General features: G+C 73.1%; 7 protein-coding genes. 3 read left to right on the top strand and 4 right to left on the bottom strand.

What is annotated here, in order from left to right; translation table 11 throughout:
• Nucleotides 1-1,183 precede the first annotated feature (1,183 nt).
• Nucleotides 1,184-4,798: an ABC transporter ATP-binding protein gene (locus tag ABZS40_RS05200; RefSeq protein ID WP_354942074.1), complete on the top strand. Its 3,615-nt coding sequence runs from the start codon at nt 1,184-1,186 to the stop codon at nt 4,796-4,798.
• A gap of 48 nt (nt 4,799-4,846) precedes the next feature.
• Here ABZS40_RS05200 and ABZS40_RS05195 read toward each other — a convergent pair whose 3' ends face one another.
• The 4 genes from ABZS40_RS05195 to ABZS40_RS05180 form a co-directional block, all read right to left on the bottom strand.
• Complete coding sequence (locus ABZS40_RS05195; protein ID WP_354942072.1) at nt 4,847-5,914, bottom strand: NADH:flavin oxidoreductase/NADH oxidase; 1,068 nt, start codon at nt 5,912-5,914, stop codon at nt 4,847-4,849.
• Nucleotides 5,915-5,983: 69 nt separating this feature from the next.
• Nucleotides 5,984-7,276: a dicarboxylate/amino acid:cation symporter gene (locus ABZS40_RS05190; protein ID WP_354942101.1), complete on the bottom strand. Its 1,293-nt coding sequence runs from the start codon at nt 7,274-7,276 to the stop codon at nt 5,984-5,986.
• 168 nt (nt 7,277-7,444) lie between these two features.
• Complete coding sequence (locus ABZS40_RS05185) at nt 7,445-8,128, bottom strand: DUF998 domain-containing protein (protein WP_354942070.1); 684 nt, start codon at nt 8,126-8,128, stop codon at nt 7,445-7,447.
• Nucleotides 8,121-9,086: a glutathione S-transferase C-terminal domain-containing protein gene (locus ABZS40_RS05180; protein WP_354942068.1), complete on the bottom strand. Its 966-nt coding sequence runs from the start codon at nt 9,084-9,086 to the stop codon at nt 8,121-8,123. The genes ABZS40_RS05185 and ABZS40_RS05180 overlap by 8 nt, the downstream gene beginning before the upstream one ends.
• Nucleotides 9,087-9,192: 106 nt before the next feature.
• On the opposite strand from ABZS40_RS05180, the gene pcaF reads away from it, so the two are divergent.
• Complete coding sequence (pcaF, locus tag ABZS40_RS05175) at nt 9,193-10,398, top strand: 3-oxoadipyl-CoA thiolase (RefSeq protein WP_354942066.1); 1,206 nt, start codon at nt 9,193-9,195, stop codon at nt 10,396-10,398.
• Nucleotides 10,399-10,508: 110 nt separating this feature from the next.
• Nucleotides 10,509-11,321: an SAM-dependent methyltransferase gene (locus ABZS40_RS05170; RefSeq protein ID WP_354942064.1), complete on the top strand. Its 813-nt coding sequence runs from the start codon at nt 10,509-10,511 to the stop codon at nt 11,319-11,321.
• Nucleotide 11,322: the final 1 nt, after the last annotated feature.

Genomic DNA, 11,322 nt, shown 5'->3' with positions numbered 1-11,322 from the left:
CGGCCTGGCGAGCAGGGGGCTCGTGGCGCCGGGTCCAGGTGTAACGACCGGGGGGCTGGGGTCATTCCGGGGGGTGGCCCACCTGCCGGCACCCTTATCGAGGCGGTGCCAGGCGGTCGTTCGTGGGGACTGTAACGACTCGGGGGCCGGGGTCATTCCGGGTGGCCCACCTGCCGGCACCCTCATCGTGGGGTGCCCGTCGGTCGTTCGCGGGGAACTGCAACGACCGGGTGGAGGCTGGCATTCCAACCTGCGCGACCAGGCCGCAGGGTCGGGCCGGGGGTCGGTGGTACTGCGATCGTCAGGGTATGTAACGACCCCGACCCCGCCATGATTCCAGCCCGAGGGTGCGCCCGGTCACCACCCGCAACCACCCACCAACGAACAAACCACCCACCAACGAACAAACCACCCACCCAACGCCGCGTCCACGGCGTCGAATCGGCCCTCACTCGGGTGATCCACTCGGGTTCCTTGATGTCGGGGCATCCCGGACGCCGGGACACCCCGACATCAAGGAAGTCGAGTCGATCAGGAAGCCCCGGACGGCGGCGGGGGTGGCTAGATCGCATCAGATCGGGCAAAACGTCTAGGGTCCGGTAACGTCGCCGGGGTTCTGCCGGCGCTGACGCGAGGCATGTCGGCTCTGACCTGCCCACCGCGCTGGCTTCGACCTGGGCCTGCCGGCCTTGGCCCCGGCCTGTCGGCCCTGACCTGCCCACCGCGCCGGCTCTGGCCCGGGACCGCCGGCTCTGGCCGGGACCGTCGGCTCTGGCCGGGACCGTCGGCTCTGGCCGGGACCGTCGGCTGGTCCGGGACCGTTGGCTGGTCCGGGACCGTCGGCTCTGGCCGGGACGGTCGGCTCTGGCCGGGACGGTCGGCTCTGGCCGGGACCGTCGGCTGGTCCGGGACCGTCGGCTCCGGTCCGCCAGCGTGCCGGCCCTGTGCTGGCCGTTGCCGGCTTTGCCCTGGCCGCTGACGGGGTTGACCCGGAAACCGCCGGTTCGATGCCCTTGTCTGGTTCAGGCATTGGGCGGCGCGGCTGTCCGCTGCATCGAACAGGTTGGTTGTCGCCGCTGGCGGTACTGATGGATGCCCTGCTCAGGACCGGAAAATCGGTTGAGTTGAGGGGGTGGTGCCGGCAGGCTGAGGTCTCCGCCACCCACGTCCCGGAGGACTTTCCATGCGCCTGCTCCGTGATCTGTGGGGTACTTCGACCCGTCGTATGACGATCGTGGCCGTCCTGATCGTGCTGGGGGCCGCGGGGCAGGCGGGCGCGTCGGCGCTGGCCGGCGCGGTGCTGGTGCATCGTTCGGCGGGCTTCTTCGCCGTGCTGGCCGTGGCCCTGGTCACCGTGGTCCTCAGCGACCTCGCGGTGAGTCTGCTGATGGCCGGTCTGACCGCCGACTGGTCCGCCGACGTGCGCCGCCGGCTCTGTCGCGTCGCTTTCGGGCAGGACCTGCCCACCCTGGAGACCACGCCGGTGGGCGAGTTGCTGGACCGGATCGACGGGGACGTCTATCAGGTGGCGTCGGCAATTCGTAACCAGGGCACCCGACTCGCCCAGGGCCTCTGCGTCGGCCTGTTGTCGATGGTCGTGGCGCTGTTCGTGTGGTGGCCGGCGGGGATCGCGATGGTGCTGCTCACTGTGGTGCTCGCGGTCGGCCTGCGCCGGCCCACGGCGCGGATCGCCCCGGCCCGGATGGCCGAGGAGGAGGCGTGGTCCGACCTGGCCGCCGTGATGGAGGAGGCGGTGCACGGCCAGGACGACGTACGCACCAGCTTGGCGCGGCCGTACGTGCTGCGGTTGTACGCCCGGCGGGCCGCCGCCGTGCTGTCCCGGGGTTTGGTGGTCTGGGTGCTGTCCGCCCGGGTGGCGACGGTGGCCACCGCGACGATCCGGGCGGGCATCGGCGCGGTGGTGCTCGGCGGGGCCTGGGCGTTGGCCACCGGCCGGATCGACGCCGCCCGGCTCACCGCCATCTGGCTGCTCGCCCTGGCCTTCGGGGCGACCGCGGAGCACGTCAGCCGGATGGTGCCGGAGATCCAGGAGGCCCTCGGCGCGTGGGCGCGGGTGCAGTTGCTCTACAAGGCCCGCCAGGAGCCGGTCGGCGGGGCCAGCCCGAAAGAGGGTGACCTGCGCATTCGGGACCTGACATTCGGGTACGGCGAGAGTGACCGGGGGGCCGCGCTGCGCGGGCTCAGCCTCACCTTCGCGCGCGGCCGCTCGTACGCGCTGATCGGACGGACCGGTTCGGGCAAGTCGACGCTGGCGAAGGTGCTCACCCGGGCGGTCGACGTGCCGCCGGGCACTGTCTTCCTCGGGGGAACCGACCTGTGCGACCTCGACGTCGAGCAGTTGCGCCGCTGGGTGGCGTTGGTGCCGCAGCGCACCGAGATCCTGGCCGGCACGCTCGCCGAGAACGTGGCGCTCTTCGACCCGGAGTTGCTCGACGCGGCGGCTCGGGCGCTCGACGAGCTGGGCCTGGCCGGTTGGATCGCCGAGCTGCCGGACGGGTTGACGACCCGGCTGGGGGAGGGCGGGCATGTGCTCTCCGCCGGTCAGGAGCAGTTGGTGGCGTTCGCCCGGATCCTGGTCCGGGAGCCGCACGTGGTGATCCTCGACGAGGCCACCGCCCGGCTGGACCCGGTCACCGAGGCGCGGGTGCAGCGGGCCACCGAACGACTGCTGCGCGACCGGATCGGCATCGTCATCGCGCACCGACTCTCCTCGGTGCGCCGCTGCGACGAGGTGGTCGTCCTGGCCGACGGCGCTGTGGTCGAGGCCGGTCCGCTGGAGACGTCGACGCGCTTCGCCGAACTCCTGGCCACCAGCCACGCCGCCGCGTACGCCACTGTGGCGCCAACCGGTCGCGCCGGTGTCGGCACCGACCTGCTGGTCGGCCCCGGCCCGGCCGACCTCTGGCCGACCGAGCCGGCGCCCGCGCGGGGCGAGCCGGTCGCGGCGAATGAGCAGGGCGCCGCCTGGCCGACGGAGCCGGCACCGACGCCGGTCGAGCCGAGTGAGCAGGCCACGCGGGAGGCATCGCCGGACAGCACGCAGGGCGCGGTCGGGCCGACGCGGGCCGACCCGCCGCCACTGCCGCCGGTGCCGCCGGTGCCGCCGGCTCGGACGCTGCGGGAGATCTTCCGACTCTGCACCAACGATCCCCGGTACGGGGCGGCGGCGATCGTGCTGTTCCTCGGGCTCAGCCTGCTCGGGTTGGACGGCCCGGTGCTGCCCTGGCTCTGGGCGGACCTGGTCGACGGGACCGGCAACCCGTACCGGCCGGCGGTGGGAATCGTCGCCGGGCTGCTGGTCACCCTGCCGCTGCCGTTCTACACCCACGTCTGGTTCCCGCAGTGGTGGGTGCGGCAGATGCTGCGGATCGGCCTTCGCCTGGTGCACGGCCAGACCGGGCCGCGTCGGGTCAGCTCCCACACTCCCGCCGAGGTGGTGGCGCAGGGTGGGGACACCGAGCGGGTGGTCCAGCTCGCCGACAACGTGCTGGACCAGACCGTGGCGCTGGTGCTCGTGGTCGCCATGACGGCGGTCACCGGCAGCGTCGTACCCGGGCTGTTCTTCCTCGGCACGATGGTCGTCTCCGGGCTGGCCGCGACGTTGTTCGGGCCGAAGCTGGAGCGCGCGGCCCGGGCGACGGTGGCGGCGCGGGCGGCCTTCGCCACGGCGCTGGTCTCCGCGCTCTCCGCGGCGCGGACGGTGAAGCTTGCCGGCGCGACCGCGGCGGTGCTGCGCCACCTGGCCGGCCTGGACGTGCTGCGCAGCGACCGGCAGCGGCGGGAGATCTCGGTGCAGGTGTGGGCGCGCTCCACCCCGTCGGTGGCCAGTGGGCTGTTGCCGATCGGCGCCTGGGCGCTCTACCTGAACGGTTCGCTCTCTGCCGGGGCGGTGCTGGTGGCCGTCTCCACCCTGGGCGCGGCCCGCTGGTTCGCCTGGACGACGGCGTCGTTGATCTCGCAGCTGCCCTCGGCGCGGGTGTGGACCCGGCGCACGGCGGCGATGACCGGGGTGAGCGCGTACTCCGCGGGGGTGCCGGACGTCGACCTGACCGCCGGCACGGCTCCCGCGCCGACCATGCCGCCCCGGCATCCGCTGCGCCGGCTGGAGCTGCGTCGCTTCGGGGTGGTGCACTCCGATGGGACGGTGGCCGTCCGGGACGTGGACCTGACCGTGCAGCGGGGGCAGTTGGTGCTGGTCGTCGGGCCGGTGGGGTCGGGCAAGTCCTCGTTGCTGCGGGCGCTGGCCGGGATCGTGCACCACACCGGCGAGCTGGCCTGGAACGGTGACCCGGTCACCGAGCCGGAGCTGTTCCTGCGTCCCAACCAGGTCGGCTACGTCGGTCAGTTGCCCCGGGTGCTCTCCGGCACTGTGGCCGACAACATCGCCCTCGGGCACCAGGTGGACGCGGCGGGGGCGGTCAGCACCGCCCAGCTCGACCATGACCTGGCCGCCGCCGGTGGCGGGCTGGGCCTGCTCATCGGGCACAAGGGCACCCGGCTCTCCGGCGGGCAGTTGCAGCGGTTGGCGCTGGCCCGGGCGCTGGCCCCGCGTACCGAGCTGCTGGTCGCCGACGACGTGTCGTCGGCGCTGGACGTCACCACCGAGCTGGCGCTGTGGCAGGCGTTGCGCGGCCACGGGGTGACGGTTGTCGGCTCGACAGCGAAGCGCGCCGCGTTGGTCCGGGCCGACCACGTGGTGGTGCTGATCGGCGGCACTGTGGCCGCCCAGGGCACCTGGCAGGACCTGGAGGGCGACTGGTCGCACCTGGCCGGCTGACCGACGGTCGGGCGGCCGCTCACGCGGCGGCCGCCCGACCGGCCGGGATCAGGCGGCGCGGGCGTACTGGGCGGGCCCGGAGTACGCGACGCCGAGCTTCGCCGCGGCCCGGCGCGGCCAGTACGGGTCGCGCAGCAACTCCCGGCCCAGCAGCACCAGGTCGGCCTCGCCGCTGGCAACGATCTGCTCGGCGTGCTCGGGCTCCACGATGAGGCCCACCGCGCCGGTCGGCATGCCGGCCTCGCGGCGGATCTGCGCGGCCAGCGGCACCTGGTAGCCGGGGCCGAGCGGAATGCGCTGGTTCGTGCTCACCCCGCCGGAGGACGCGTCGACCAGGTCGACGCCGACGCCGGCCAGCTCACCGGCGAGCGCCACGCTGTCCTCGATCGTCCAGCCGCCCTCGACCCAGTCGGTGGCGGAGATCCGGGTCAGCACCGGCACGTCCTCGCCGACCGCGGCGCGCACCGCGCGGGCCACCTCCAGTGTGAGCCGCATCCGCGCGGCCCGGTCGCCGCCGTACGCGTCGGTGCGGTGGTTGGTCAGCGGCGAGAGGAACTCGTTGAGCAGGTAACCGTGCGCGGCGTGGATCTCCACGGCGGCGAAGCCGGCGTCCAGGGCGCGTTCGGCTCCGGCCGCGAACGCCTCGACCACACCGGCGATGCCGGCCTCGTCGAGGCTGGTCGGCGTCCGGTAGTCGGCGGTGAACGGCTCCGAGCCGGGGGCGACGGGCGTCCAGCCGCCCTCGGCATCCGGCACGCCACCGCTCTCCGGCGCCCACGGCCGGTAGGTGGAGGCCTTGAAGCCGGCGTGCGCGAGCTGTACGGCCGGCACCGCGCCGTGGGCGGCGACGAACGCGGTCACCGGCCGCCAGGCGTCGACGTGCGCGCCGGACCAGAGGCCGGTGTCCTGCGGGCTGATCCGGCCCTCGGGGAGTACGGCGGTCGCCTCGGTCAGCACCAGGCCGGCGCCGCCGACGGCGCGGCTGCCGAGGTGGATCAGGTGCCAGTCGGTGGGCAGACCGTCGGGGCCGGCGGAGTACTGGCACATCGGTGCCATGGCGATCCGGTTGGGCAGTGTGACCCCGCGCAGGGCCAGGGGAGTGAACAGGGAACTCATGGGGTCATCCTCTCCGACACGGCGACGGGCCCCCGGGGAGAGGGGCCCGTCGCCGTACTGGTGAATCGGTCAGGCAGGAACGGGGGTGAGCTCGGGCCGGGTGTCGGCGACCGGCTCCGGGTCGGTCAGGTCACGCCGGCCGGCGGACTCGTACGCGGCCCGGTCGAGGGTGCCCTCGCGGGCGGCGACCACTGTCGGCACCAGCGCCTGCCCCGCGACGTTGGTGGCGGTGCGGATCATGTCCAGGATCGGGTCGATGGCCAGCAGCAGGCCGGCGCCGGCCAGCGGCAGGCCCAGCGTGCTGAGGGTCAGGGTGAGCATCACGATCGCGCCGGTCAGGCCGGCGGTGGCCGCCGAGCCGACCACCGAGACGAAGGCGATCAGCAGGTAGTCGCCGATGCCGAGCTGCACGCCGAACACCTGGGCCACGAAGATCGCGGCGAGGGCCGGGTAGATGGCGGCGCAACCGTCCATCTTCGTGGTCGCGCCGAAGGGCACAGCGAACGACGCGTACTCGCGGGGCACGCCGAGACGCTCGACGGAGCGCTGGGTCACCGGCATGGTGCCGACCGAGGAGCGCGACACGAAGCCCAGCTCGATCGCCGGCCAGGCGCCGGCGAAGAAGCGCAGCGGGTTGAGGCGGCCGGCGAGGATCAGCACCAGCGGGTAGACCACGAACAGCACGATGGCGCAGCCGACGTAGACGGCGGTGGTGAACTTCGCGAGGGGGGCCAGCAGGTCCCAGCCGTACGTGGCGACGGCGTTGCCGATCAGGCCGAGGGTGCCGATCGGGGCGAGCCGGATGACCCACCAGAGTGCCTTCTGGACGATCTCCAGCAGGGAGCGGTTCAGCGCCACGAACGGTTCGGCGGGCTCGCCGACCAGCAGGGCCGCGGCACCGATGACGACGGCGAGGAAGACGATCTGGAGGACGTTGCCCTCGACGAACGCGCCGACCGGGTTGGTGGGCACGATGCCGGTCAGGAAGTCGGTCCACGAGCCGGTGTTCTTCGGCGGTGTCGCGCCACCCAGGTCGAGGGTCACGCCCTTGCCGGGGTTGGTGAGCAGGCCGAGGCCGATGCCGATGCTCACCGCGATCAGCGCGGTGATGCCGAACCACAGCAGGGTCTTGACGGCGAGCCGGGCGGCGTTGGCGACGCCGCGCAGGCTGACGACGCTGACCACGATGGCGGTGAAGACCAGCGGCGGCACGGCCAGCTTGAGGAGTTGGACGAAGAGGCTACCGACGGTGTGCAGGGTGCTGGTCAGCCAGCTCAGGTCGTTGCTGCGGGCCAGGAAACCCAGCGCGACACCGAGCACGAGGCCGAGCAGGATCTGCACGGAGAAGGGAATTTTGCGCAGACTGAAGGGCATGAGGATGTATCCAATTGTCCGGTCCGATCGGGGCAGGCGTAGGAACGCGGCTAGCCCGGACAGATGCCACTGGCCTGCAGTCGGAGATCGACATACAGGCGGACAGTGAGGCCCCAGACATTGGTCATCGCTGGCCGACGATACGCCGATTCCCGCTCATCGGAAGGACCGGACGGCGTGAGGCTCCTTACAGAGGGCCAGCGCGGTGGCGGTGCCCAGGCCCCACAGCACCGCGAGAGCGAGGATCAGCCGTTCCAGCACCCCCACCACCGGGCCTCGACCGATCACGAGCATCGCCAGCCCCACGGTGGCACAGAGCGGCAGGGCCAGCGCGGCGGCGACGCCGGCCAGCCGACGCACCGTCCTGCCGGCCGTCCCGGAGACGGCCAGCGTGATCATGGCGAAGACCACGGCCGCGGTCGCCGCGATGCTCGCGCCGCCGTGCACCAGGTCCGCCGTCGTCGCGCGCTCGAACGGCGGCAACGGGCAGCCGTCGGAGCAGGTCACCGCCCCGGACACGGCGGTGAACACGGCCCCGGTGGCGAGCAGGGCCGGGGCCGCCGCCCACACCCCGGGAGGCAGCGCCGCGCCGATCAGCAGCAACGCGCCGGCAAGGGCCAGGATCCCGATCCGGTACGTCGCGGCGTGGGCGCTGCCGGCGATGCCCGCCTCGCTGACGTACCCGGTGAGCCCTGGACCGGGACCGGCGACCACGGCGAGCGTCACCGCCACCGCACCGGCCAGAATGCAGCCGGCCGCGGCGGACCCGGCGACCCGGCGGGCGACGTCGCCACGGGCCCTCGGCACTGTCGGGGCGGCGGGCCGACCCGGCTCAGCCACGCCCGTGCGGCGTGCTCCAGCCGGACTCGTCCGGCCCGAGTGGCACGATGCCGCTGGGATTGATCTCCCGGTGCGTGCCGTAGTAGTGCCGCTTGATGTGGTCGAAGTCCACCGTCTCGCCGAAGCCCGGCGTCTGGAACAGGTCCCGGGCGTACGCCCAGAGCACCGGCATCTCGGTCAGCTTGTCCCGGTTGCACCTGAAGTGCCCGTGGTACGCGGTGTCGAAGCGGACCAGCGTGGTGAAGAGCCGCACGTCCGCCTCGGTGATCGCGTCACCCATCAGGTAGCGCTGCCCGGCCAGCCGCTCGGAGAGCGTGTCCAGCCGGGCGAAGAGCGCCCGGAACGCCTCGTCGTACGCCTGCTGGGAGGTGGCGAACCCGCACCGGTAGACGCCGTTGTTCACGTCGGTGTGGATCTCGGCCATCAGCGCGTCCATCTCGGGGCGCAGTGCCTCCGGGTAGAGGTCCGGCGCCCCCGCACGGTGCAGCGACCGCCACTGCGTGGAGAAGTCGAGGGTGAGCTGCGGATAGTCGTTGGTGACCACCCGACCGGTCACTGTGTCGACGAGCGCCGGCACTGTCACCCGGCCGGTGTAGTCCGGGTCGGTGGCCAGGTACGCCTCGGAGAGGAAGCTCACGCCGAGGACCGGGTCGAAGCCGTCCGGGTCGAGGGCGAACGCCCAGCCCCGCTCGTCCCGGATCGGGTCGACGGTGCCCAGCGAGATCGCGTCGTCCAGCCCGAGCAGGCCACGCACGATCCGCGCCCGGTGCGCCCACGGGCAGGCGCGGCACCAGATCAGTCGGTAACGGCCGGCCTCCAGCGGCCAGCGGTCCTGCTCGTCCGGGCCGCCGCCGGGTGGGGAGGTCGAGTCGGCGGTGACCCGACCGGTGAACCGGTTCGGCTGGCGGACGAACGCGCCGCCGCCGCTGGTCTCTGCGCTGAACTGGGCCCGGGCCATGCCGTCAACCTATCCGCTGTCGGCGCGGATATCCTGGCGGCCGGCAGCCCTCGCGACCCGGTGGGCGCGCCCCACCCCCGCCGTCTGCACCCCCTAAGGACTCGCGATGACCGTGGCATACCTGGTGGCCGGTGTCCGCACCCCGATCGGCCGGTACGCGGGCGCGCTGGCCGGCGTCCGCCCCGACGACCTGGCCGCGCACGTGATCCGTGAACTGGTCGCCCGCCACCCGTCGGTGGACTGGTCCCGGGTCGACGACGTCGTGCTCGGCTGCGCCAACCAGGCCGGCGAGGACAACCGCAACGTGGCCCGGATGGCGGCGCTGCTGGCCGGCCTGCCCGAGGAGGTGCCGGGCAGCACCGTCAACCGGCTCTGCGGCTCGGGCCTGGACGCGCTCGCCACCGCCGCCCGATCCATCGTCGCCGGGGACGCCGAGATGGTCATCGCCGGCGGGGTGGAGAGCATGAGCCGGGCGCCGTTCGTCATGCCGAAGGCGACGTCGGCGTACTCCCGCTCGGCCGAGGTGTACGACACCACCCTGGGCTGGCGGTTGGTGAACCCGTTGATGCGAGACGGGTGGGGCGTCGACTCGATGCCGGAGACGGCGGAGAACGTGGCCGCCGAGTACGGCGTCAGCCGGGCCGAGCAGGACGCCTTCGCGTACCGGTCGCAGCAGCGCGCGGCCAAGGCGCAGGCCGACGGCCGGTTCGCCGAGGAGATCGTCGCGGTGTCCGTGCCGGCCGGTCGTCGGGAGATCCGGCTGGTCGAGGTCGACGAGCACCCCCGGGAGACCTCGCTTGCGAAGCTGGCCGCGCTGCCCACCCCGTTCCGCGACGGTGGCACTGTGACCGCCGGCAACTCCTCGGGCGTCAACGACGGCGCGGTGGCACTGCTGGTGGCCAGCGAGGCGGCGGTTGCCCGGTACGGCCTGACCCCGCTGGCCCGGATCGTCGGCGCGGCGGCGGCCGGTGTGCCGCCCCGGATCATGGGGATCGGTCCGGTGCCAGCCACCCGCAAGCTGCTCGACCGCCTCGGCGTCGAGATGGGCGCGGTGGACGTGGTGGAGCTGAACGAGGCGTTCGCCGCCCAGTCCGTGGCAGTGCTGCGCGAGCTGGGGCTGCCCGTCGACGCCGACCACGTCAACCCGAACGGTGGGGCCATCGCGCTGGGGCACCCGCTCGGCGCCAGCGGCGCGCGGCTGGCGCTGACCGCCGCCCTGGAGCTGCGCCGCCGCGGCGGCCGCCGGGCTCTGACCACCATGTGCATCGGCGTTGGTCAAGGCATCTCGCTGTTGCTGGAGTCAGCCGCCTAGAGTGGTCCACACCACACGACCCGCGGGTCGACCGGTGCCCACGCGTGTCCGCTGCGCGCCCCGACGCCGGTGCCGTCCCGCGCCGCGGCGATGAACTGGGGAGCACGCTGATGCCGGACGGAATGCCGACCGAGATCGATCTGACCAGGCCGAGCGCGGCCCGGGTGTACGACTACTTTCTGGGTGGGGCGCACAACTTCGAGATCGACAGGCAGTTGGCGGAGCAGATCGCCAGCATGACCCCGAATCTCGCCGCCACCATGCGCTCCGGCCGGGAGTTCCTGCGCCGGGCCGTCCGCGTGCTGCTCGACGCCGGCATCGACCAGTTCCTCGACATCGGCTCCGGAATTCCCACGGTGGGCAACGTGCACGAGGTGGCGCAGGGGGTCAACCCCAAGGCCCGCGTGGTGTACGTCGACATCGACCCGGTGGCTGTCGCACACAGCCGGGAGCTGCTGGCCGGCAACGAGCTGACCGGGGTCATCCACGCCGACCTGCGTGAGCCGGAGCGCATCCTCGCCGAGACCCGACAGCTCGGGCTGATCGACTTCAGTCGACCGATGGGCATCCTGCTGGCCGGGGTGGTGCACTTCATCCCGGACACCGACCGGCCCGAGGCGATCCTGGCCACCCTGCGGGCCGCCGCCGCGCCGGGCAGCTTCCTGGTCGTCTCACACTCCACCTTCGAGGACCAGCCGCAGGAGATGCTGGACGCCCAGCGCCTCTCCGCCCGCACCGCCACCGAGATCACCCTGCGCTCCCGCGCGCAGGTCACCGGCTTCTTCGGCGACTGGACCGTCCTGGAACCGGGCGTGGTGCACATGCCGCTCTGGCGCCCGGACTCACCGTCCGACGTGGACGAGCACCCGGAGCGGTTCGGCGCCTTCGGGGGCGTCGCCCGGTACGACCAGCCCGCCGGCTGAT

The sequence above is a fragment of the Micromonospora sp. NPDC005324 genome (genome assembly GCF_040607155.1).
Classification (GTDB): domain Bacteria; phylum Actinomycetota; class Actinomycetes; order Mycobacteriales; family Micromonosporaceae; genus Micromonospora; species Micromonospora trifolii.
Note: the sequence above shows the minus strand (reverse complement) of the source record. Positions and strands in the feature narration are given on the sequence as shown.

Coding starts and splice junctions, on each gene's coding strand:
- ABZS40_RS05170 (WP_354942064.1), top strand. CDS start 10,509: ATGCCGGACGGAATGCCGACCGAGATCGATCTGACCAGGCCGAGCGCG.
- ABZS40_RS05195 (WP_354942072.1), bottom strand. CDS start 5,914: ATGAGTTCCCTGTTCACTCCCCTGGCCCTGCGCGGGGTCACACTGCCC.
- ABZS40_RS05180 (WP_354942068.1), bottom strand. CDS start 9,086: ATGGCCCGGGCCCAGTTCAGCGCAGAGACCAGCGGCGGCGGCGCGTTC.
- ABZS40_RS05200 (WP_354942074.1), top strand. CDS start 1,184: ATGCGCCTGCTCCGTGATCTGTGGGGTACTTCGACCCGTCGTATGACG.
- pcaF (WP_354942066.1), top strand. CDS start 9,193: ATGACCGTGGCATACCTGGTGGCCGGTGTCCGCACCCCGATCGGCCGG.